This window comes from Variovorax guangxiensis (genome assembly GCF_003952165.1).
GTDB lineage: Bacteria > Pseudomonadota > Gammaproteobacteria > Burkholderiales > Burkholderiaceae_C > Variovorax > Variovorax guangxiensis.
Map to the genome: position 1 here is coordinate 211,215 of NZ_RXFT01000003.1, position 21,087 is coordinate 232,301.

The window sequence follows — 21,087 nt, forward strand, 5'->3', positions numbered from 1 at the left end:
TCCCGTCAGCCTGCGTTGCCTACGGGCCTGAACCCCCAGGCCTGCGCCCGGAACCCGGTGAAGCTGATGGGCCCGGCCACGGCGCTGGCTTCCACCTTGTTGTCGGTGAGCCCGATGACCAGCGGCGCGTTCGAGTTGCTCGCCCCGAGCTTGCTCTGGATGTACCAGTAGCCGGGCTCCTCGGTGGACAGCAGGCTCCAGAGTTGCCTGTCGGCATTGGCCAGGTCGACGGACGTCATCACGACGGGCGTGGGGACGACCGTGGAGCCGGGCTGCAGCGTCAGGACGAACCTGGTGTCCATCAGCGTCTGCAGGTACCACCAGCCCGGCGCATCGGGCGAGGGAACGAACAGCCATTGCTGGTTGCCGGCCTGCGGCACCTTGAGCGTGTAGCCGATGACGCCAGCGCCCTTGGCGGGGTTGTTGCCGCTCACGTCCAGCACATAGTGGCCGTCGGGCAGGTACTGGATGTTGTACGGACCGAGGTCCAGCTTCTCGATGGGAATCGCGGGTGAGGATGCTGGCGCTGCAGCACCTTTTGAGGTGATCGACATCGTCGTTTCTCCTTTCCTGGAATGCGTTTGCTTTCTTGCCTGCTTGCAGGTGGTGCTCAGCCGAGCGCGTGTTCGACCCAGTACTTCTGCACCAGGGCTTCGGCATACGCGGTGTCCGCGTTCGCGCCCTTGTCCTGCAGCAGCTGCAGGGCCTGCGGGTAGACCGTGTTCTCCGGCACGAAGAAGGGCAGCGTCGGGTTGATGTTGGTGTAGCGGTCGCCCAGCAGCATCTTGGCGAGCATCGGCATGAGCTCGGTCGAAGTGCCGTTCAGGCTCATGTCGAGCACCGGCGACGACTTCACCTGGTTCATGAGGAACGGCGGCGAATTGTTGAATGGGTTCGCAGTGCCGTTCATCCACTGGTCGGCGCCCCAGTTGTGGGTGTCGCTGGCGATCCAGTCGGGCATGTAGCCGGTGCCAAAGGTGATGGCCGTGATGTCTTCCAGCGCATGGCCCGCCTTCACCGCAAGCGCGATCGCCGCGACTGTCGGGTCGTGGTTGAAGAAGCAGCCGTCGACGTTGCCTTCGAACGAGCCCAGCTGCCCGGGCATCGCGCCGCTCGAAGTGGCCGCCTTCGCGATCTCCACGTCGCCATGGTCGGGGATCATGTTCGTGTACATGACCGGCTGCCACGGTATGGCCGTCTGCACCGAGTTCTGCACTTCGAGCCCGCCGACGTTGAAGGTGACGAAGAGCACCTTCTTCGTGACGATGTCCTGGACCTTCGTGGTGCCATGCAGCGCGAACTGCGAGGCGTAGACCTCGTCGATCGAATACGCGGGCTGCTTCGGATCGGTGTTCATCTTTTGGTAGAACCCGATCTCCCCGTTCTGGGAGGTGAAGAGATCGATGATGTCCTGAGGCGACTTGCCCGCCAACAGCTCGCTCGTGATGATCGAACCCGTCGAACAGCCCGCGATGAGGTCGGTGTTGTCGATGATCTGGGGGTACTTCGCGTACAGCTTGTTCAGCACCGATACAGGCATCAGCCCTCGTATGCCGCCGCCTACGAACGAGAGGATGGTGAATTTCTGCGTTTCCGCCATAGCCAACTCCTTTCAAGAGAAATGACTTCCATGAAATGAATTCCCGGCCGGGGAAGCGGAGTCTGGGCGTTCGCGATGTTTGCCGCTACGAGTGGAATCCCGTTCAATCCAACTCTGTAATTCCGCAAGCCGCGCAAGCTTTCGGAATGAAACCTGGAGCGGCTGAAATTGCCGCGAAGGTTCTCTTCTTCATGCGGCGCGATCGCAAAGCGCGTCGAGCGCGTACCTAAGTTCGCGCTCTTCGGTCGCGGTCATTGCGAGCACGAGGGTGCGGAATTCGGCCTTGTAGCAGGGCAGCATCAGGGCTGCTGTGAGTGCGTGAGTGCTGTTGCGGTCGAGTGCGACGTGCGCGTTGCACGCCATCACGCTTCGATGGATTTCGAGTGCACGCGCGACGCGGGTGGAAGGCGGCTTCGTCGTACTGCTGCCGCTGCCTCTGGTGATGAACATTGCGAGCTCCTCTTGGCGCGCTTCGAATGGCGCCGTGAGGTCACTCTATTGAGCGGCTGGCGAAGTGGTGAGTAACAACATCGTCGTGAATCCGGAAGGCGAACTCCAAGGCCGCCAAGGATCGCGCCAAGTCGCAATTCCAGCCTTTCGTGAGAAATTACTGAGCGATTGACGATAGACAACAGTGTTAGCACAGCCGGCCCCATACAACTCCCCGTCACTCAACGGGAGCGTATTGAATGGAACGAAAGATTCTTGTCGTCGGAGATCCGCCTGTGCCTGGCGGCCGGGTACTGCCCTATGACGGACCCTTGCTCGATATGCATGGGCACCGCGTAGCCCTGATTGGCGGGAGAGCCTACTGCGAAGGCTGCAACAGCGTGGGCATCATCGCCAAGGCCGGAGGCCCGCGACGGCCGCAGTTCATCTCGGAGGCCGCACTGGAGGGAGACGTCGTACTCTGCCATTGCCCTCTTCCCCAACCCCTTCTCGCCACACTTCAGCACACGGCTACATACGACGACGGGATGCACCATTCAGTTGCGATGACGATGACGTCCTTCATCTCGTCCGCTGAAGAAACGACCGCATTGAAGAAGACAGTCGACGAGCATGTCTCGCACCCGCCGGAAGCCGAGCAGACGGAAAGAATCTGCTCGAACATGACAAACAAGGAATTCGCCACCTTGGTGATGAAGCTACGCGACATGGCAGTTGACTACATCGTGAAGAAACGGCTCCCCGAATTGCAGCGCTGGGACAGGGAAGCGCAGGCGCGAGCCCTCGGTTGGTTTGGCAAAGCCGATCAGGACACCCGGGAGTATCTGCAGAAAGGCTTGGACGCGTCCGCTCGCGTGCTTCAGGCACTGGAGCCGAGGAACTTCATTCGATACACGGAAGGCGGGAAGATCGCGACCTGTGTACTACCAAGCATGAACGGTGCAGCCGCAGCGGTATGCAAGCCGGATATGGCTACCCGCACCATCGCGATTGCGCCGATCTTCTGCAATTTCAGTTTCGACAACAAGACCAACTTCGATACAGGCGCCGTCATGGATGGCGACTCCAGGCTATTGACACTGGTGCATGAGGTGACGCACTTCGACGACACCTTTTCTTCGAATGACACTTGGTACGGAACCACTCAGTCGAGGGAGCACGCGCAAGATCCTCGGGCTCGCTCCAACGCAGACAGTCTCGCGTCCTATATCCTCGGCGTCACCGGTTGAGGCACATCTTGAACAAGCATCTTCGATTCCTGGGCACTTTGTCTCTCGCCCTTGCAATGCTCAGCCCGATGGCCGCGCTTGCATGCAGCCCCATCAAGGTCTTCTATGTGTACTTCGAGCGCGACTCGGCGACGGTATCCCCCGATCAGATCCTGAAGCTCGACGCCTGGATGCAGGAGCTTCGAACTCGGTACGTCAACCACGAAGCGATCTATATCGGAGCGTCGGTAAACCCGGAAGAGCGAGACCACGACCCCAAGGGCCTGAGCTTGGAGCGGGCACGCAACGTGGCTCGCGTTCTTCGAGAAGAACTGCGCTTCAGCGCCAGGATCGCCCTTCCCAAGAGCGGCTACGTTGCCGACCCTGCGTCTCTTTCGAACGGCCCCACCGAAGACTCACGAGTTCTTGGGGTGCAGCTCGACTTCCTGCCGGCTTGCCCGCATGAATGCACCTGCCAGTTGGGCGATCCGCTCCATACGCAGCAGACTCCTCGCTGACCGCGCAGCGATCGGTCCAAGAGGCTAAGCAAGCCCTGCGCGTCGCAGCCCAGTCCGAAAGAATCCGCACCGCCTCTCGATCCATCTTCTGCTCCGCAGGCAAGCTGCGCTGCACCAGCGTCGCGCCAGCCTCGGCCCGCAATGCCTCCACATCGATCGGATGCCGCGCCTCCACCGTCACCCCATCGAAAGCCTTGCCCGACTGCGCCAGCGAAGCCGCGTAGTAGAGCTTCGCGATCCCCGCAATGTGCATCGCCGCTACGCACATCGCGCACGGTTCGCACGAGGAGTAGAGCTCGCAGCCCGACAGGTTCACAGTGCCGAGCTTGCGGCATGCATCGCGGATGGCTTCGACTTCGCCGTGCGAGGTGGGGTCGTGATGCGCGACGGAGTGGTTGAAGCCTTCACCGACTATCACGCCGTCCTTCACGACGACCGCGCCGAAGGGCTCGGTGCCAGGCTCGCTCAGCGCTTGTGCAGAAAGGGCGATCGCCCGTTGCATGAATTGTTCCTGGTACATGGTGTTCAGACCTTTCTGGTGGCCGCGCCGTCGAGCGCGGCAAGAGATGGAGCACCGGGCAGCGCGCCGCGCACATCGAACAGACCGGCCGTGGAGGCAGCATAGCGGCGCGGATCGAAGCACAGCATGAGCGGCAGCAGCACCACAACGACGGCAGCAAGATAAGCCCATGCGAGCGTGAAGCCGCCGGTGTGCTCGCGCACCCAGCCGGTGACGAAGGGCGCGAGCGCGGCGATCATGAAGCCCACGCCCTGCATGAAGCCCGCGAGGGCGCCGGCCTGTGCGGGGTCGGGCAGGTGGTCGAGGGCGAGCACCATGCACAGCGAGAACGCGCCGCCGAGGCCGAAGCCCAGCACGATGGCGATGGCGACTGCCGGCGCGGGTGCGTCGAAGGTCAGCGCGCAAAAGCCGGCGAGTTGCGCGGCGAGCGTGAGCGCCAGCCAGGGCCGCAGGTCACGGCCGCGGCTTCGTGCGATGGCGGGCATGGCGAGTGCTGAAACCACCTGCGCGGCCGTCATCAACGCGAGCACCGAGCCGCCCTGCTGCGCGGTCCAGCCCTGCTGTGCATAGAAGTGCGGCAGCCATGCGACGAGGCTGGTATAGCCACCGTTGATGAGGCCGAAGCACGCAGCCAGCAGCCATGCGCGGCGGCTGGCGAAGCAGCGCAGCCATGAGAGGCCTTGTCTTGGCGCGTCGGTGGTGAATTCCATGCGCCGCATGTTGAGCCAGTACAGCAGAGCGAAGACGGCGAGCAGCGACCAGATCGACAGGCCCGCGTGCCAGTCGGGCTGCGCGCCGCCGAATGCATGCGCCACCCATGGGCTGGCCATGGCGCCGAGGCCGCCGCCGCCCATGATGGCCGCGGAGTACAGCCCCGTCATCACGCCAATGCGCGCCGGGTAGGCCTGCTTCACCACGCCGGGCATCAGCGCCTGCACCAGGCCCACGCCTGCGCCGGCGAGTGCGGCGCTCCACAGCAGTGCCGCCGCGCCGCCAGCCACGTACCGGCTCGCGCAAGCCAGGGCGATGGCCGTCAGCCCGAGCCCGACACCGCCGCGCGCGCCGATGCGCTGGCCGACCGCCGCGCCGAAGAGCGAGGTGGCGCCCATCGCGAACATCGGCAGCACGGTGAGCAGCGCCACCGCATGGAAGCCGATGCCGGTCGCGAGGCGGATGGGTTCGAGCAGCGGGCTGCTCGACGTGAGAAAGGCGCGCAGGTTCAGCGCCACCAGCACGATGACGATCGCGAAGGCGATGCCTCCGTCACGACTGCGCCCTGCCCTCACAGAAGAGACGCCACATCCGCCTGCAGCACGCCGTTGCGCGCCACGACGCAGCCACCCGCCACCACCAGCTTGCGCACGGGGCGCGAGACCACGGCGTGCGCGACGGTCTGCGCATCGGCCAGCACCAGGTCGGCGCGGCAGCCCGCTTCGAGCCCATAGGCTTCGAAGCCGCAGCCGCGTGCACCCGAGTGGGTGACGGTGTCGAGCGCCACTTCGATCTCGTCGTCGCGGCGCAGGTTGTAGCGCAGGCCGATGATCATGGCGCGCTCCAGCATGTCGGGGTTGCCGTAGGGCGACCAGGTGTCGCGGATGCCGTCGTTGCCGCCGAGCACGGTCACGCCGGCCTGCCTGCAGGCCATGAGCGGCGGCACGGTGCGCGAAGGCGGTGCGCTGGTGACGAGCACCACGCCGAGCTTGGCCATGCGCGCGAGCAATGCCTCGCGCTCGCGTTCGCTCACGTCGCCAAGGCAGAAGCCATGGCTGATCGCGACCTTGCCCTGCATGCCCAGCGCCGCGGTGCGCTGCAGGATCAGGTCGAGCGAGAAGGCCCCCATGGCGCCGGGCTCATGCAGGTGGATGTCGACCGGGCGCTGGTGCTTGTGGGCGATGCCGAAGAGCACGTCGAGCGATTTCACCGGGTCGCCGTCGATGGCGCAGGGGTCGAGGCCGCCGAGCACGTCGGCGCCCATCGCCAGCGACTGGTCGAGCAGTTCGGCCGTGCCAGGCCGGCCCAGCAGGCCCGATTGCGGGAAGGCGACGATCTGGATTTGCTGCAGCTTGCTCAGCGCCTCGCGCGTGCGGATGGTTCCTTCGAGGTGGCGCAGGCCGGCCTGGGTGTCGACGTCGACGTGCGTGCGCAGCCGCGTGGTGCCGAGCGCGAGAAAAGCCTTGGCCAGCACGAGCGACTGCGCGGCCGCGTCGTGCCCGCTGGCGTGGCGGAAGGCGCGCTCGTTCTCGATCTTGTCGATGAGGTTCACGCCGACTTCGTTGCGGTACCAGTCCATGCCCCACATCGTCTTGTCGAGGTGCGTGTGGCCTTCGACGAGGCCGGGCAGCAGCAAGGCGCCGTGGCCTTCCTCGACGGTAGTGCCGGCCGGCGCGGCAAGCGCCGGGCCGATAGCGGCAATGCGGTCGTCCTGCACCAGCACATCGACGGAGGAGGCGCCCATGGGGCGCACGTTGCGGATCAGGAGCGATGGCATGTGGGGCGGTCCGTTTCTCTATCCATGGCTGTCAGGCAGGCTGGGCGGCGATGGCGCGGCGGGTCGTGTTCGGGGTGAGCAGCGCCACCACGACGAACACCAGCGCATTCGTCGCCAGCGCCACGAGCCCGGTGTTGAGCGACTTGAACACGACCGGCGCTGCCGGGAACAGCGTACCCAGGTTGGAGCCGGTGGTCATCATGAAGCCCAGTACCGAGCCGCCCGCCAGGATGCCGGCGAAGGCCGCGTGCCTGTTGCCGAAGGGCTTCTTCATGAGGCTGAAGAGCAGCGAGGGCAGCAGCTGCGTGAGCAGGCTCGAGGCGAAGATGGCCACCGACACGATGGTGGTGCCACCGCGCAGCACGAAGTACACCGCCACCAGCGCGAACACCGGCAGCACCCAGCGTGCGACGCGCGAGACCTGCTTGTCGGTGGCGTGGGGCGCGAAGCCTTCCTTGTAGACGTTCTTGCCGATGACGGTGGAGGCGGTGAGCAGGATCATCGAGCCCGGCACCAGGGCCGTGAGCACGCCGGTGCCGCCGATCACGCCGACGAACCACGGGTCGAAGGTGTGCTTCACGAGGCCGAAGAGGGCCAGGTCGACGTCGGAGCCCTTGAGCCCCGGCACCTGCAGGATGGCCGCGAAGCCGACCAGGAACAGGAAGGCGATGACCACCTGGTACAGCGGCATCAGGATGGTGTTGCGGCGCACCGCGCTCGCGCTCTTGGCGGCGTACACCGAGGTGAGGTTGAACGGGTAGAGGTAGTAGCCCAGCGCCGTCAGCAGGATGGTCGAGTTGTACCAGGTGAGGTTCAGGCCCTCCTTCGGAAATTCGAAGAAGCCGGGGTTTGCCGCACGGATGGCGGTGAACATCGGCGTGACGCCGCCGTAGTAGTGCCACGGCAGGTAGATGCCGAGGAACACGGCGAGCGCGAGGATGAGGATGTCCTTCACGATGGCGATGCTGGCCGAGCCGTGGATGCCCGAGAACAGGATGTAGCTGACCATGACCAGCGTGCCGATCCAGATCGCCACCTGCGGCGCGATGGAGCCGTACGAGGCCTCCGACACGATGATGCCGAGCCCGCGCAGCTGGATGGTGAGCAGCGCGACCATGCCCATGAGCGCCACGATGGACACCAGCACGCCCAGCGCGCGGCTGTCGTACTTGTGGGCGAAGAAGTCGGAGAACGACACCAGCTTGTTCGCGGCGGCGTAGCGCCAGATGGCCGGCAGCATCCAGAAGGCCATGAGGTAGGCCAGCCCGCCGTAGGCCAGGATGTAGAAGGCCGGCGTGCCCTTGCTGTAGGACCAGCCGCTCGCGCCCAGGAAGGTGAAGGTGGAGAACGATTCGCCCGCCATCAGCAGGAACACCATGATGGCGCCGAGCCCGCGCCCGCCGAGCGCCCATTGCTCCAGGCTCATGGTGCGGCCGCGCCGCGCGAGCACGGCGAGGGCCAGCGCGCCGACGACGAACAGGGCGATGACGCCGAGTGCCGCGTTCATCGCGCGTCTCCGGTGGAGGAAGAAGAAGGCGCGTCGATGTCGCCTTCGGCACGGTCGATGACCACCATGATCAGCGAGGTCAGCACCAGCCAGCTGACGTTCCACACCATCAGGAAGGGCATGCCGAGCACGAAGGTGGGGGCGACGGAGGACAGCCATCCCCCGCTGAAGAAGGCGGCGACCGGCAGTGCGGCAAGCCATTTGGCGGATTTCATGGAGGCCTCGATTCTTGTCTCGGGTTGGGATTTTCTCGAATTTTGGTTAACCATACATTTTTATTTGGTTAACCAAACGGAGGCGGATGGTACGGAGCGCGGGGTGCCGAGTCAATCCGGGGGCTTTCCCTGAGGCTGCCGGACGCAGGCAATAATCCGGCTGCCTATGCCCTCCGCCGCCCGCAAATCCCCAGCGACAGCCCCCTCCCCCGAACTCACGGAAGCCGACGACGCGAACGTGGACGAACGCGTCTACGGCGCCGTCTCCAAGGCCTTGCTGAGCGGCAAGCTGCGCCCCGGCACGCCGCTGCGCGAGCGCGCGCTGGCCGAAGCGCTGGGCTGCACGCGCGGCGCGGTGCGCAAGGCGCTGGCGCGGCTGGGCTCCGAAAAGCGGCTGGTGCTGGAGCACAACCGCGGCGCCTTCGTGCCCAACCCCTCGATCGACGACATGCGCGGCATCTATCGTGCGCGCCGCATCGTGGAAGCGGGGCTGGTGACCACGCTGTTCGGCAACCTTTCGCGCGACCAGGTAGCCGCGCTGCGCAAGCACGTGCAGGCGGAGCAAAAGGCCTTCAAGGAAGGCCGGCGCGAAGACGCGGTCCGGCTGGCCGGCGACTTCCACCTGCTGCTTGCGGAGATGGCGCAGAGCGAAGAGCTGCTGTCGTACATCAAGCGGCTCATCTCGAATACCGAACTCTACAAGGCGCTCTACGACTCGGCAGAGGCCGCGAGCTGCGCGCCGCGCGAGCATGAGCAGATCATCGATGCACTGGCCACGGGCAAGTCGCTCGACAAGGCGCTGGCGGTGGCGCTGGAGCATCTCAACGAGCTGGAACAGCGGGTGATCGCGGGGGCGGCAGCGGAGCAGGAAGTCGACCTGGCGACGCTGCTGAATGGCGGCGGCACCGGCGGCAGCAAACCGCACGCGCACGACCACTGAGGCATCCACGCTTCGCTCGCGGCCGAAGTGTGGCCGCGCCGGTGAGGGAATGATCGGCGCACCATGCACGCATCCACACCCTCCTCCATCGACACGCCCCGCGCCAACCTCGCCTTCGAATGGGTGCTGCTCGCGGTGCTCGCCACCTGCTGGGGCGCCTCGTACACCTTCATCAAGATCGGCGTGGCGACGATCCCGCCGGTCACGCTGATCGCGGCGCGCACGCTCGTCGCCGGCCTGCTGCTGCTTGCGGTGCTTCACATGCGCGGCGTGAGGCTGCCGACGGAGCCCGCGACGTGGGGCCGCTTCGTGCTGCAGGCCTGCCTGAACAGCGTGCTGCCCTTCACGCTCATCGCATGGGCGGAACGCAGCGTCGACGCGGGGCTGGCGACCATCCTCAACTCGACCTCGCCGATCTTCATCTTCCTGCTGGGGCTGGGCCTTGGCGGCGCCGACAGGCCCACGCTGCGCCGCCTGTTCGGCGTGGGCGCGGGCCTCGCGGGCATCTGCCTCATCGTGGGCTTCGAGGCGCTGAACGGGCTCGGGCATTCGCTGCTCGCGCAGCTCGCCCTGGTGGCCGCCGCCGTCTGCTACGGCTGCGCCGCGATGTTCGGCCGCGTGTTCAAGGGGCTGGACCCGATGGTGCCGGCGGCTGGATCGCTGGTCAGCGGCGCGGCGATGCTGCTGCCAGCGAGCATCCTCATCGACCGGCCCTGGACGCTCTCGCCGTCGGCCACATCGATGGCAGCGGTGCTCGCGCTCGCGGTGCTCTCCACGGCGCTTGCCTTCACGATCTACTTCCGGCTCATCAAGACGCTCGGGCCGATGTCCACCGCCGCCCAGGCCTACCTGCGCGTACCCATCGGCGTGACGATCGGTGTGGTGTTGCTCGGCGAGACGCTGGCGCCCACAGCATGGATAGGACTGGCCTGCGTGGTGACCGGCGTGGTCGCGATGACGATGCCCGAGACGAAACTTTTGCGCCGCTGAGCGCAGTTTTTACACGGCGTTTAGATGGCCGCCCCTACGCTGCCGGCTCCTCCATTCGTCAGCGATTTCTTCGATGAAAAACCTTCTGCGCATCGCACTGCCGATGCTCGTTCTTCCCACCCTCGGCGCCCTGCCGGTGCTCGCGAGCGCACAGCTCAGCGGCAATGTGTCGCTCACCACCGACTACAAGTTCCGCGGCCAGGACCAGGACATGCTCGGCAAGAACGACTACGCCAAGACCAGCGCCTTCAAGCCCGCCATCCAGGGCGGCTTCGACTACGCCTTCGGCGACAGCGGCTTCTACGTGGGCAACTGGAATTCGAGCGTCAACTGGCTCAAGGGCAACAGCATCGAAAGCGACATCTACGGTGGCTACAAGTTCAAGGCCGGCCCCTTCGACATGGACGTGGGCGCGCTCACGTACATTTACCCGGGCAACTCCTCGGGCAACACCACCGAGCTCTATGGCAGCGCGGGCTACACCGACGAGACCATCGGCTCTTTCACGCTGAAGTACTCGCACACGGTGTCGAAGGACTACTTCGGCTATGCGGGCAACAAGGCCGGCTCGGGCCTCAAGGGCACCAACACCGGCTACCTGAACCTGGCCTACAGCAAGGAGATCGCGCCCAAGCTCACGCTGAAGGCGGCCGTGGGCTACACGAACATGTCGAGCGGCATCCGCAGCCTGGGCTACAAGAGCTACGTCGACTACAACGTGGGCGCAAGCTACGACTTCGGCAACGGGCTCTCGCTGGCAGGCTCGGTGCAGGGGGCCAACAGGCAGAGCGCGTATCTGTCCGTGAGCGATCCGGGCATCGACCTGGGCTTCGGGCCGTTGGGCAGGCAGACCTACTCGCCGAACAAGGCGCGCTTCATCCTCACGCTGACGAAGACGCTCTGAGCACCAGCATCAGTCGATGCTGATGTTCGCCGCCTTCGCGACCTCGGCCCACTTCACACGGTTGTCGTGCACGGTCTTCTTGAACTGTGCCGGCGACTCGATGCGCACGGTGTTGCCCTGGCTCTCGAAGTGCTCTCGGATCTCGGGGGTTTCCAGCACCGCCTTCACGGCGGCGTTGAGCTTGTCGACGATCTGCGGGTCGGTGCCCTTGGGCGCGAAGATGCCGAACCAGATCGAGCTGTCGAAGCCCTTGGTGCCGGGCAAGCCGCTCGACGCGATGGTGGGCACCTCCTTCACCGCGGGCACCGCCGCCGCGGTGGTCACGCCCAGCAGGCGCACCTTGCCGGCCTTGTAGTGCGGCAGCACGGTCTGCACCTGGTTCATGATGCAGCAGGTCTCGCCGCGCACCACCGAGGTGATGGCCTCGGGGCCGCCCTTGTAGGGCACGTGCACCATGTTCAGGCCCAGGCGCGAGTTGAACTCGGCAAAGGCCATGTGCGTGCCGGCGCCGTTGCCTGTAGACGCATAGTTGTACTTGCCGGGGTTGGCCTTGACCAGCTCGACGAATTCCTTCAAGGTCTTGACGTTGATCACGTCGGGATTGATGGTGAGCACGTTCGACACGTCGAGCACCGGCGCCACCGGCACGAAGTCGGCCTCCACGTCGAAGGGCAGCTTCTTGTAGAGCGCGGCGTTGCTGCCGTGCGTGGCGGCGGTGCCGAAGGAGAGCGTGTAGCCGTCGGCCTTCGAATGCGCCACGTAGTCGCTGGCGATGTTGCCCGCGGCGCCCGACTTGTAGTCGATGATGACCGGCTTGCCCAGCTGCTTCGCCAGCGGCTCCTGGATGGTGCGGGCCACCACGTCCACGCCCGAGCCGGCCGGGAATCCCATGATCAGCGTGACGGGTTGCTGCGGCCAGTCGTGCGCCGCGTGCTGGGCGAAGGCGGCGGTTGTCGCCAGCGAGGCGGCGGCCAGCAGCACGGTGCGACGGGCGGGTCGGGCGAATCTGGCAAGACGGGTGAATGGAGAATGAGCCATGGCAGTCTTTCGGTCGTTCAGTCTTTTGTCTTCAATACAGACGGTGCACGCGCATTGTGGCGCGCGGCTGATGCCCGATTCCATATGAGCTTATGCGCGACATGCAGGTATCGCGCCTGCTCCCGATAATCGCCCCATGGTCCGCTCCACCCAACAACTACACGCCCCACGCGAGCCCGCGCCCCTGCGCCCGGCCGCCACGGTGCTGCTGCTGCGCGACAGCGCCGCCGGCATCGAAGTGCTCATGACCCGCCGTTCCGCCACCGCCAGCTTCGCGCCCGGTGCCTACGTGTTTCCCGGCGGCCACATCGACGAGGCCGACGAGGCCGCCAAGCGCATCGCCACGCGCCGCCCCACGCAAAGCCGCGTGCAGCGCACGCAGGCCATCGCGGCCATCCGCGAGGCCTTCGAGGAGCTGGGCATCCTGCTCGCGCACCGCCAGGCCGACGGCCAGCCGGTGAGCGCCGACGAGGTCGCCTCGATGGACCGCGGCAACACGGCCGGCACTGCCTTCGCCGACCAGTGCGCCGCGCGCGGCCTGGTGCTCGATTCCGACCGCGTCTTCACCTTCGCTCACTGGATGACCGACCGCGACCTGCCGCGCCGCTTCGACGTGCCCTTCCTGGTGGCGCGCATGCCCGAGGGCCAGGTGCCCACCGCCGACGAGAGCGAGCAGTTCGAGCCCTGCTGGGTACGCCCCGCCGATGCGCTCGCGCGCCACGAGGCCGGCAGCTTCTTCATGATCTTCCCGACCGTGCGCACGCTGCAGCGCATGGCCACCTACGCCACGGTCGACGGCCTGCTTGCGGCCTGCGCAGGCGAGGTGCCGCTGTGGACCAGCTGCCCGCGCGCCGGCCTGCTCAAGGGCGAGGACGCGCGCTACATGGAGCACGAATCGCCCTACGGCGAACTCGCGATGGTGTGCCCCGACGGCCAGATCGCGCATGCGCTCGACTGGCAAAGCGAAACCCCGGTGCCGCTGCTGAAGAACGTGACGCGCCTGACCGCGCCCAACGCCAGCATCATGACCGGCCCCGGCACCAACAGCTACATCGTGGGCGACGCGGCCACCGGCTACATCGTGATCGACCCGGGTCCGAACGACTTCGACCACATCGGCCGCCTGTGGCGCGCCACGCATGGCGACATCCGCATGATCGTCTGCACGCACTCGCATGCCGACCACTCGCCGGGCGCGGCGCCGCTGCAGGCGCTGTGCAAGAACGCAAGCAAGCCGCCGATCCTCGGGCTGGCCTCGAAGCCGACGGCACGCTCCACCGCGCGCTTCACGCCCGAGCGCGAACTGGCCGACGGCGAGCGCCTGGTGCTCTCGGGCACCACCGAAGCGGGCGAGGCCGTCTCGCACACGCTGCGCGTGATCCACACGCCCGGCCACGCGGCCAACCACCTGTGCCTGGTGCTGGAGGAAGACGGCCTGCTGTTCTCGGGCGACCACATCCTCAATGGCAGCACCACGGTGATCGATCCGCCCGACGGCGACATGGGCGCGTACCTCGATTCGCTGGACACGCTCGACAAGGCCTGCGAGGCGGGCGGCATCGACTTCATCCTGCCCGCGCACGGCTACGTGATCGGCTTCGCCCGCACCGCCATCGGCATGCTGAAGGCGCACCGGCTCAAGCGCGAGGCCAAGATCGCGGCGGCCATGCAGAAGCTGCCCGAGGGCACGCCCGACGACTGGCTGCCGCTGGCTTACGACGACGTGCCCGAACGCATGTGGCCGGTGGCCGCGCGCTCGCTGGCTGCGCATGTGGCGCACATCCGGCAACTGGCCGCGCATCGATGAGCGGCATGGCGACTACCTCGCCCGTCGACGGCGAAGGCATCCGCCTTGCCAAGCGCGTGGCCGCGCAGGCCGGCGTGTCGCGGCGCGATGCGGAGCTGCTGATAGAGAACGGCGCGGTGCGCGTCGACGGCGTGCAGCAGACGCTGCCGCAGTCGCGCGTGCTGCCGCACCAGCGGGTGGAGATCGAGGCCGGCGTGAAGCCGCAGCCTGTGGAGCCCGTCACGCTGCTGCTGTACAAGCCTGCCGGCATGCCCATCGACACCGCGCACGAACTGCTCGTTGCCGCCAACCACCACGAGCCCGAGCGCGCCGGGCGACGTTTCCTGCCGGCGCATGCGAGGGGGCAGCGCTGCATGACGCCGCTGGAGACCGGCGCGAGCGGGCTGGTGGCGTTCACGCAGGAATGGCGCGTGGAGCGCAAGCTGCACGAGGATGCAGCCTTCCTCGAACACGAAGTGATGGTGGACGTGGCCGGCCCGGTGAGCCCCGAGGTGCTCGCGCGGCTCGAACGCTCGCCGGCGCGAGTGAGCATCGGCCGGCAGGCCGAGGAGCAGACAGGCCTGCGCTTCGCGCTCAAGGGCGCGCGGCCGGGGCAGATCGCCCACATCTGCGACGGGGTGAACCTGCGGATACTGGCGATGCGGCGCATCCGCATCGGCCGCGTGCCGCTGGCGGGGCTGCAGCCAGGCCAGTGGCGCTACCTTGCACCCCACGAACGCTTCTGACAACAACAGCAAGAACAAAAAAGAAGAAAAACCGTCGAGAAGAGAAGACAGAGGACGACAACGACGATGCACCGCATTCGCGCGGCCCGCAATTTTCAGCCCGCGGCCTCCAGGGGCCGCCCTCAGGGAGAGACTGAGTCATGAAGTTCGCTACACCGGGCGCCGCCCTCGCCTGCACCGTGCCGCTGGCACTGGTGGCGGGGTGCTCCTACCTCACGCCCGCGCCGCCGCCCCCGCCGCCGGCACCGCCGCCGCCCGTGGTGTCGAAGGACGGCCTCGCGCCCATCACCGAGCAGCAGGTCGAGCGCATCCGCGAGGCCATCGCCAGCAAGCCGCCGAGCCCGGCCGTGGGCAAGGTGGTGCGCAGCGCCTCGCCGACCATCGAGTCCTTCGTTCGCACCGAGGGCTGCATCACGGCGCGCAACGGCGCGGTGCTCAACCCCTTCGCCGCGCCCGGGCGCCTGTTCGACGGCACCGGCTTCCAGGGCGGCCCGATGGCCGAGATGCAGTACCACGACAAGACCGCCTGCGTGACGGTGAAGCGCATCCAGAACTGGAAGATGGTCTCGCCCAAGCTGCTGCGCTTCGAGGTGGTCTACGTGGGCGACGACGGCGAAGAGCGCGCCGTCAAGCGCCACGAACTGGTGCGCCAGCCCAAGGGCGGGTGGCTGTTCACGCGCTGAAGTCTCTCTCCTGCTCGCGCGAAGGCCGGGACAAACCCCAGGAGCAGCGCCTTTTTGCACACTCGCGAAGGCTCGCGCGTGCAACATTTGTTGCGCCAAACGTAACGGCATGTACGATTCGCGCCGGCCTGAAGGTCCAGACCTTGGCCGAAGCCCCGTTGCCAAAGCCTCCTGCACATATCTAGAGAGGTGCGGCGACACATTCGAATCACATGTCCGAGGGAGAAACCCATGTTCGCTATCCGCAGCGCCGTCATACCGGTGTTGGCATCGTTCCTGTTCGCCGGTTGCACGCATCTGCCGGCTACCCAGCCGGTCAAGCCTGAAGTCTTGAGCGCTCTCCAACCGGTCGAGGTGAAGGTCGGGATCAATCAGCCCGAGCTGTACGCGGCGTTCGTCCGCTCGACTGCGGGAGCCTCCGGCGCCGCGGCCTGTGCGGCTGTGCCAGGATTCGGAATCCTGCTGGCTGCGGCCTGCGGCGGCGCGTTCGGCGCGGTGGACGCGAGCGTCAACGCAGCGCGGGCCAAGGCTGCCGAGGAAAGCGTCCGCCCGCTGAAGGACGAGCTGGTCGACGTGAGCTTCGACCAGCTCATGCGCGAGTCGATCACGCAATCGCTGCAGACGGTGCCGGGCATGCAGCTCGAGAGCGTGGCCATCACCAAGACCGTCACCACGGATGCCTACGAAAAGACGTTCAAGGCCTCGAAGTCGAATTCGGTGATGTTCATCAACCTCGACTACCACCTGTCGACCGATTTCTCTACGCTGGAAGTCTCGGCACGAGGGCTGATCTATCCGCGCGGTGCCACGGCGCGCAAGGCCGCCAAGTTGCCGACTTCGATTTCGACGACACCCTCGGAGCCCGCGCTCGCACTGCAGAACGCGACCTACCGCAGCAACATCATCTATCGTGCGAAGCACCCGGCGGCGGGCGACGACGCCACGAAGAACATCGCCGCCTGGAAGGCGGACAACGCCCGCTTCCTGAAGATGGCGCTGCAGGACGGCATTGCGCAATCGACGGCACTCCTGGCCGCCGATCTCCAGAGCAAGCATCCCGTCTATGCGCCGGCAACGGCCAAGGTCGATGTGCCCCCTGGCCTGAAAGCCAACTTGGTGTCGCAAGGCAACACGGGCAAGCTGCTTCGCTATCCCGATGGATCGCTGTACTTCGACGCGGCGCTGGCCAACGTCGTGGCCGCGGCGCCGCCGGCAGTAGCCGCTGCTCCCGCTGCGCCCGCAACGGTCGCAGCCGCCGATACCGCATCGGCCGCCGCGGTGCCCACCGCACAGCCCGCTACGGACACGGCGGCGAAGTGACGCGCGAGGACTGGCGCCGCGCCGCCTGCTGGGTGCTGGCGGTGCCGCTGTTCGTGGCGGGCTGTGCGTCGGAAAGGGTGACAGGTCTGCAGCGCCGGACTGCGGCTGCGCAACCGGGTGCTTCGGTGCCTGCCTGCCCCTTCTCTCTCGGTGCCATCGACGACCGGCGGGACGCGCAGAGCCTTGGACAGATGGGCCGCACGCATATCGACGGCGTTGGCTTCGACGAGTGGTTCAGGGCCGGCATTGCATCGATTCCCGGCTACACGCGCGATGCTGCCGCGCCAACCCTGCGCATCACGGTGCTCAAAGCCTACGTGCACGGCCTCATCACATTGAAATCCGCCAACCTCGTCGTGCGCGTTCAGCTTCCGCCGGATGGCTCCAGTGCCGCGGCCACGAAGACCTATCGCGGCTTCGACGACTCGATCAATTGGTCCACGTCCGAGAGCGAGATCCAGCAGGCATTCGACGCCGCGCTTGACAATCTCACGGCGCAGATCGGCGCGGACCTGAAGAAACGCTGCGGGGCCTGAATCAGGCCTTGGAGGTCCGGGCTCTCTGCGTGCGCAGCGCGACCGCGAACGACAGCTGCGCCACGATGCCCGCTCCCGCGAGCACGATGGCCGAAGCCAGCGCCGGGTTCGCGTGCCCCATGCCCGCGAGCGCGGTGCACAGCGCACCCACGGCCATCTGCGTGAAGCCGTAGAGGCCCGAAGCCGAGCCGATGACCTGCGGGTTGACGCTGATCGCCTGCGTGAGCGCCGGCGGCGAGGCCATGCCCACGCCGACGGTGAAGAGGAACATGCACGCGACGATCAGCGGCACCGAGAGATGGCCGCTGAGCGCCGCGCCGAGCAGCACGAAGGCCGCCACCACGCTCAGCGCATTCGAGCGCGTCATCAGGCGATCCACGCGCACGCGCGAGATCAGGTGGCTGGTGAGGAAGCTGCCGAGCCACACGCCCGACACCAGGATCGCGAGGTAGATGCCCGCCTCGTGCGCCGGCCGGTGCAGCTGGTCGACGAAGATGAAGGGCGCCGATGCGATGAAGGCGTACATCGACGTGGTGGCGCAGCCGCCGCCGATCGAGAAGCCCAGGAAGGCCGGCGAGGCCAGCAGCCTGCGGTAGTTGCGCCCGAGCTCTCGCGCGTTCACGGCGGCGCCGGGCGCGCCGGTCTCGGGCAGCATGCGCCAGGTGAAGAGAAAGCCCACCACGCCGAGCCCGAAGAGCGCGTAGAAGATCGAGCGCCAGCCCAGCGCAGTAGCGAGCGCCCCGCCGATCAGCGGCGCGAGACTGGGGCCGACGGTGACCATCAGGTTCATCAGCGCGAGGCGGCGCGTGGCCTCCTGTGGCTCGGCCGTGTCGCGCACGATGCTGCGACCCAGCACGAGCCCCGCGCAGCCGCCCACCGCCTGGAAGAGCCGTGCCGCGATGAGCGAGTGCACCTCGGGCGCGAGTGCCGCGGCGAGGCCCGCCACGCAGTAGATGCCCAGCCCGCCCAGCAGCACCGGACGACGCCCGAAGCGGTCGGCCAGCGGGCCGTACACCAGCTGGCCCAGCGCGAGGCCGAGAATGTAGAGGCTCACCGTCATCTGCATCTGCCCGATGCCGGCGCCCAGGCCCTTCGCGGCGATGGGCAGCGCGGGCACGAAGATGTGCATGGCCAGCGTGCCGCTGAAGGTGACCAGAGCGAGCAGCCACAGCGGCGCGTGCGGGCGGCGCGGCGGCTGAGCGGATGTCGGCGTCATTGCTTGATGCTGGCCGGCGTCGAGCCCTGCGCAAGATGGGCTTCGTCAGGCTCCCAGCCGCCGCCCAGCGCCATGAACAGCACCACCTGGTCGTCGGCCAGCTGCGCCTCGCTGGCCGCGAGCGCGGCTTCGCTGGCGGCCAGCGAGCGTTCGGCGTCGAGCGAATCGAGGTAGCCGGTGCGGCCGTTCTGGTAGAGCTGGCGCGCCTGCGCCGCGACCTTGGCGCTCTCGTCGCGCGAGGCCTGCAATGCGGCGCGGCGGTCGAGCTCGCGTGCGTAGGTGGCGAGCGCGGTCTCGGTCTCGCGCAGCGCGGTGAGCACGGTGCCGTCGAACTTGGCGAGCGCGGCGCGCGTGCCGGCTTCTGCCTGCGCGATGCGCGCCTGCGCGACGCCGGTGTTCGGAATGGTCCAAGAGATCAGCGGACCGAGGCTCCAGGCGAAGGTGTCCTTGCGGCCGAAGCCGTCGGCATGGCCCGCGGAAGAGCCCGAAAGCCCCAGCGTGACCTTCGGATAGAGCTCTGCGGTCGCCACGCCGATGCGCGCGGTCGATGCGGCGAGGCTGCGTTCGGCCTGGCGGATGTCGGGGCGGCGGCGCAGCAGCGCGGCGCCGTCGCCCACCGGCAGCACGCCGGCCACGCGCGGCGGCACGGTGCAGTCGGCCACCTCGCGCGGAAAGTCCTGCGGCAGCGCGCCGGTGAGCGTGGCGAGACGGTAGAGCGCGCCCTGGCGCTCGGCCTTCAGCGGCGGCAGCGCGGCATTGAGCTGCTGCAGCTGCGCGCGTGCGCGGTTCGCGTCGATGGCGCCGGCGCGGCCCGCGCGCTGCAGGCGGTCGGTGACATTCACCGCGTCCTGCTGCAGCGAAACCGACTTCTGCGCGATCTGCAGCCGCAGGCCGGTCGAGCAGGCTTCGGCGTACGCGCGCGCGGTGCCGGCCGCGACGTTCACGCGCACGAGGTCCAGCGCGGCTTCGGCGGCCTGGGTGCTGGCTTGCGAGGCCTCGATGGCGCGGCGGATCTGGCCGAACAGGTCGACCTGGTAGGAGAGCGAGGCGCCCACGCTGTAGTTGAAGGTGCTCGGCGGCTCGTAGCCCTTCTGCAGCAGCGACAGGCCCGAGACGTGGCCGTACGAAGGGCCGCCGTTCACGCCGATGGTGGGGTACCTGGCGCCGGCGGTTTCGTCCTCGATGGCGCGTTCGCGCTCGAGGTTCGCCACGGCCTGGCGCAGGTCGGTGTTGTGCGCGAGGGCCTGCTCGACCAGCTTGTCGAGCAGCGGGTCGTGGTACAGGCGCCACCAGTGCGCGGGCAACGGCGCAGCGTTGGCGGGCGCCTCGGCGAAGGGCTTGCCCGCGGCGCTCTGGCTGGCCAGCGCCTCGGGCGGCTGCCTGTAGTCGGGGCCGACCGCCGCGCAGGCCGCGAGCGCGGCTGCGGCGGCCAGCGATGCGATGCGGAATGCGAAGCTGGTCATGTCGTTCATCCCTTCTGCGGCGCGGCAGCCGTTGCCGCCGTCTTCTGCGCCGGCTTGTTCTCCAGCACCTGCACCGTGACCGTCTGGCCCGCGACGAGGCGCGCGCCCTGCGGCAGCGGATCGAGCTTGACGCGCACCGGAATGCGCTGCGCGAGCCGCACCCAGTTGAAGGTGGGGTTCACGCTGGGCAGCAGGTTGGCGCTGGTGGAGCGGTCGTGGTCGGCGATGCCGGCGGCCACGCTCTCGACCGAGCCTTCGAGCACAGCGCCGCCGCCCATGGGCGTGACGCGCACGCGGTCGCCGAGGTGGATGCGCGGCAGCTTGGTTTCCTCGAAATAGCCTTCGACGTAGAACGACTGCGCATCGACCAGCGCGAGCACCGGCCGGCCCGCCGCGGCATAGCTGCCCTGGCGCAGGTCGAGGTTGGTGACCAGGCCGTCGGCCGGCGCGCGCACCTGGGCGCGCTGCAGGTTGAGGCGGGCCGAGTCGAGCGCCACTTCGGCCTGCGCGACCGCAGCCTGCATCTGCTCGACGCGCGAGCGGGTCTGTTCGCGCGATTCCTTCGACACCAGCTCGTCGAGGCCGGCATTGCGCGCGTTCTCGCGCTGGGCCTGCGCGCTCACGGCGCGCTGCGCCGCGAGCGCGGCCTGCGCCTGGCGCACGGCGAGGTCGTAGCGCGCGCGGTCCACTTCGAAGAGCAGCGCGCCGGCGGCCACCGGCTGGTTGTCGTGGATGGGCACTGCCGTGACCAGGCCCGAGACGTCGGGCGCGATCTGCACGACGTTGGCGCGCACGCGGCCGTCGCGCGTCCACGGCGCGAGTTCGTAGTGGTCCCACAGGCGCAGGCCGGCCCACACGGCGGCGGCGACCACGGCCAGGGTGAAGAGAACGCGGCCCAGGCGCTGGGCCCACGGATTGCTGTCGTCGGAAGTTCGGGCGGCTTTCATTGGAATCTCGTT

Annotated in this window: 21 protein-coding genes; 9 read left to right on the top strand and 12 right to left on the bottom strand. The window is 67.5% G+C overall.

What is annotated here, in order from left to right:
- Positions 1–5 precede the first annotated feature (5 nt).
- The 3 genes from EJP67_RS09440 to EJP67_RS09450 all read right to left on the bottom strand — a co-directional run bounded on the left by EJP67_RS09440 (position 6) and on the right by EJP67_RS09450 (position 2,050).
- The gene (locus EJP67_RS09440; protein WP_126021455.1) at positions 6–554 is read right to left on the bottom strand and encodes an RICIN domain-containing protein; all 549 of its coding nucleotides are present in this window, start codon (positions 552–554) and stop codon (positions 6–8) included.
- Between the two features lie 56 nt (positions 555–610).
- A complete protein-coding gene (locus EJP67_RS09445; protein ID WP_126021456.1) occupies positions 611–1,600 on the bottom strand; it encodes a patatin-like phospholipase family protein in 990 nt (329 codons plus the stop codon).
- Positions 1,601–1,789: 189 nt separating this feature from the next.
- Positions 1,790–2,050: a hypothetical protein gene (locus tag EJP67_RS09450; RefSeq protein WP_126021457.1), complete on the bottom strand. Its 261-nt coding sequence runs from the start codon at positions 2,048–2,050 to the stop codon at positions 1,790–1,792.
- A gap of 239 nt (positions 2,051–2,289) precedes the next feature.
- Here EJP67_RS09450 and EJP67_RS09455 point away from each other — a divergent pair, with 239 nt between their 5' ends.
- Positions 2,290–3,279, top strand: coding sequence for a M35 family metalloendopeptidase (locus EJP67_RS09455; RefSeq protein ID WP_126021458.1), 990 nt, complete (start codon positions 2,290–2,292; stop codon positions 3,277–3,279).
- A 318-nt stretch (positions 3,280–3,597) separates the two neighbouring features.
- On the opposite strand, the gene EJP67_RS34110 is transcribed toward EJP67_RS09455, so the two are convergent.
- From EJP67_RS34110 to EJP67_RS09485, 5 genes are read right to left on the bottom strand one after another with little or no spacing between them, the layout of a single operon-like run.
- The gene (locus EJP67_RS34110) at positions 3,598–4,296 is read right to left on the bottom strand and encodes a nucleoside deaminase (protein ID WP_276312242.1); all 699 of its coding nucleotides are present in this window, start codon (positions 4,294–4,296) and stop codon (positions 3,598–3,600) included.
- A 5-nt stretch (positions 4,297–4,301) separates the two neighbouring features.
- Positions 4,302–5,582 carry a cyanate transporter gene (locus tag EJP67_RS09470; RefSeq protein WP_126021460.1) on the bottom strand — a complete coding sequence of 427 codons (1,281 nt, stop codon included), beginning with the start codon at positions 5,580–5,582 and terminating at the stop codon, positions 4,302–4,304.
- Positions 5,579–6,784, bottom strand: coding sequence for an amidohydrolase family protein (locus EJP67_RS09475; protein WP_126021461.1), 1,206 nt, complete (start codon positions 6,782–6,784; stop codon positions 5,579–5,581). Before EJP67_RS09475 ends, EJP67_RS09470 begins: the two co-directional genes overlap by 4 nt.
- 31 nt (positions 6,785–6,815) lie before the next feature.
- Positions 6,816–8,291, bottom strand: coding sequence for a sodium:solute symporter family protein (locus EJP67_RS09480; RefSeq protein ID WP_126021462.1), 1,476 nt, complete (start codon positions 8,289–8,291; stop codon positions 6,816–6,818).
- Positions 8,288–8,506: a DUF3311 domain-containing protein gene (locus EJP67_RS09485; protein WP_126021463.1), complete on the bottom strand. Its 219-nt coding sequence runs from the start codon at positions 8,504–8,506 to the stop codon at positions 8,288–8,290. Before EJP67_RS09485 ends, EJP67_RS09480 begins: the two co-directional genes overlap by 4 nt.
- A gap of 166 nt (positions 8,507–8,672) precedes the next feature.
- On the opposite strand from EJP67_RS09485, the gene EJP67_RS09490 reads away from it, so the two are divergent.
- The 3 genes from EJP67_RS09490 to EJP67_RS09500 all read left to right on the top strand — a co-directional run bounded on the left by EJP67_RS09490 (position 8,673) and on the right by EJP67_RS09500 (position 11,340).
- Entirely contained in the window at positions 8,673–9,446 is a 774-nt protein-coding gene (locus EJP67_RS09490) for a GntR family transcriptional regulator (protein WP_126021464.1), read from the top strand.
- Between the two features lie 63 nt (positions 9,447–9,509).
- Positions 9,510–10,436: a DMT family transporter gene (locus tag EJP67_RS09495; protein WP_126021465.1), complete on the top strand. Its 927-nt coding sequence runs from the start codon at positions 9,510–9,512 to the stop codon at positions 10,434–10,436.
- Positions 10,437–10,509: 73 nt separating this feature from the next.
- Positions 10,510–11,340 (top strand): TorF family putative porin, encoded by an 831-nt coding sequence (locus tag EJP67_RS09500; RefSeq protein WP_126021466.1) that lies wholly within the window; start codon positions 10,510–10,512, stop codon positions 11,338–11,340.
- Positions 11,341–11,349: 9 nt separating this feature from the next.
- On the opposite strand, the gene EJP67_RS09505 is transcribed toward EJP67_RS09500, so the two are convergent.
- Positions 11,350–12,378, bottom strand: a complete 1,029-nt coding sequence (locus EJP67_RS09505) for a Bug family tripartite tricarboxylate transporter substrate binding protein (RefSeq protein WP_126021467.1) — start codon at positions 12,376–12,378, stop codon at positions 11,350–11,352.
- Positions 12,379–12,514: 136 nt separating this feature from the next.
- On the opposite strand from EJP67_RS09505, the gene EJP67_RS09510 reads away from it, so the two are divergent.
- The 5 genes from EJP67_RS09510 (at position 12,515) to EJP67_RS09530 (ending at position 17,449) form a co-directional block, all read left to right on the top strand.
- Positions 12,515–14,185: an MBL fold metallo-hydrolase gene (locus EJP67_RS09510; RefSeq protein WP_126021468.1), complete on the top strand. Its 1,671-nt coding sequence runs from the start codon at positions 12,515–12,517 to the stop codon at positions 14,183–14,185.
- 5 nt (positions 14,186–14,190) lie between these two features.
- Positions 14,191–14,910, top strand: a complete 720-nt coding sequence (locus EJP67_RS09515; protein WP_126021469.1) for an RNA pseudouridine synthase — start codon at positions 14,191–14,193, stop codon at positions 14,908–14,910.
- Positions 14,911–15,050: 140 nt separating this feature from the next.
- Positions 15,051–15,593, top strand: coding sequence for a hypothetical protein (locus EJP67_RS09520; protein WP_126021470.1), 543 nt, complete (start codon positions 15,051–15,053; stop codon positions 15,591–15,593).
- Between the two features lie 330 nt (positions 15,594–15,923).
- The gene (locus EJP67_RS09525) at positions 15,924–16,913 is read left to right on the top strand and encodes a hypothetical protein (RefSeq protein WP_206169473.1); all 990 of its coding nucleotides are present in this window, start codon (positions 15,924–15,926) and stop codon (positions 16,911–16,913) included.
- Positions 16,910–17,449 (top strand): hypothetical protein, encoded by a 540-nt coding sequence (locus tag EJP67_RS09530; protein WP_126021472.1) that lies wholly within the window; start codon positions 16,910–16,912, stop codon positions 17,447–17,449. Before EJP67_RS09525 ends, EJP67_RS09530 begins: the two co-directional genes overlap by 4 nt.
- Before the next feature lies 1 nt (position 17,450).
- Here EJP67_RS09530 and EJP67_RS09535 read toward each other — a convergent pair whose 3' ends face one another.
- Genes EJP67_RS09535 through EJP67_RS09545 form a run of 3 tightly spaced genes read right to left on the bottom strand, consistent with a single transcriptional unit; the run spans position 17,451 to position 21,075 of the window.
- A complete protein-coding gene (locus EJP67_RS09535; protein ID WP_126021473.1) occupies positions 17,451–18,665 on the bottom strand; it encodes a multidrug effflux MFS transporter in 1,215 nt (404 codons plus the stop codon).
- Positions 18,662–20,137: an efflux transporter outer membrane subunit gene (locus tag EJP67_RS09540; RefSeq protein WP_126021474.1), complete on the bottom strand. Its 1,476-nt coding sequence runs from the start codon at positions 20,135–20,137 to the stop codon at positions 18,662–18,664. Before EJP67_RS09540 ends, EJP67_RS09535 begins: the two co-directional genes overlap by 4 nt.
- Positions 20,134–21,075 (bottom strand): efflux RND transporter periplasmic adaptor subunit, encoded by a 942-nt coding sequence (locus tag EJP67_RS09545; RefSeq protein ID WP_126021475.1) that lies wholly within the window; start codon positions 21,073–21,075, stop codon positions 20,134–20,136. Before EJP67_RS09545 ends, EJP67_RS09540 begins: the two co-directional genes overlap by 4 nt.
- Between the last annotated feature and the right edge of the window lie 12 nt (positions 21,076–21,087).

Bases quoted from the DNA above. Each gene is read 5' to 3' on its own strand.
- EJP67_RS09440 (WP_126021455.1), bottom strand. From the start codon at position 554: ATGTCGATCACCTCAAAAGGTGCTGCAGCGCCAGCATCCTCACCCGCG.
- EJP67_RS09445 (WP_126021456.1), bottom strand. From the start codon at position 1,600: ATGGCGGAAACGCAGAAATTCACCATCCTCTCGTTCGTAGGCGGCGGC.
- EJP67_RS09450 (WP_126021457.1), bottom strand. From the start codon at position 2,050: ATGTTCATCACCAGAGGCAGCGGCAGCAGTACGACGAAGCCGCCTTCC.
- EJP67_RS09455 (WP_126021458.1), top strand. From the start codon at position 2,290: ATGGAACGAAAGATTCTTGTCGTCGGAGATCCGCCTGTGCCTGGCGGC.
- EJP67_RS34110 (WP_276312242.1), bottom strand. From the start codon at position 4,296: ATGTACCAGGAACAATTCATGCAACGGGCGATCGCCCTTTCTGCACAA.
- EJP67_RS09475 (WP_126021461.1), bottom strand. From the start codon at position 6,784: ATGCCATCGCTCCTGATCCGCAACGTGCGCCCCATGGGCGCCTCCTCC.
- EJP67_RS09480 (WP_126021462.1), bottom strand. From the start codon at position 8,291: ATGAACGCGGCACTCGGCGTCATCGCCCTGTTCGTCGTCGGCGCGCTG.
- EJP67_RS09485 (WP_126021463.1), bottom strand. From the start codon at position 8,506: ATGAAATCCGCCAAATGGCTTGCCGCACTGCCGGTCGCCGCCTTCTTC.
- EJP67_RS09490 (WP_126021464.1), top strand. From the start codon at position 8,673: ATGCCCTCCGCCGCCCGCAAATCCCCAGCGACAGCCCCCTCCCCCGAA.
- EJP67_RS09495 (WP_126021465.1), top strand. From the start codon at position 9,510: ATGCACGCATCCACACCCTCCTCCATCGACACGCCCCGCGCCAACCTC.
- EJP67_RS09500 (WP_126021466.1), top strand. From the start codon at position 10,510: ATGAAAAACCTTCTGCGCATCGCACTGCCGATGCTCGTTCTTCCCACC.
- EJP67_RS09505 (WP_126021467.1), bottom strand. From the start codon at position 12,378: ATGGCTCATTCTCCATTCACCCGTCTTGCCAGATTCGCCCGACCCGCC.
- EJP67_RS09510 (WP_126021468.1), top strand. From the start codon at position 12,515: ATGGTCCGCTCCACCCAACAACTACACGCCCCACGCGAGCCCGCGCCC.
- EJP67_RS09515 (WP_126021469.1), top strand. From the start codon at position 14,191: ATGGCGACTACCTCGCCCGTCGACGGCGAAGGCATCCGCCTTGCCAAG.
- EJP67_RS09520 (WP_126021470.1), top strand. From the start codon at position 15,051: ATGAAGTTCGCTACACCGGGCGCCGCCCTCGCCTGCACCGTGCCGCTG.
- EJP67_RS09535 (WP_126021473.1), bottom strand. From the start codon at position 18,665: ATGACGCCGACATCCGCTCAGCCGCCGCGCCGCCCGCACGCGCCGCTG.
- EJP67_RS09540 (WP_126021474.1), bottom strand. From the start codon at position 20,137: ATGAACGACATGACCAGCTTCGCATTCCGCATCGCATCGCTGGCCGCC.
- EJP67_RS09545 (WP_126021475.1), bottom strand. From the start codon at position 21,075: ATGAAAGCCGCCCGAACTTCCGACGACAGCAATCCGTGGGCCCAGCGC.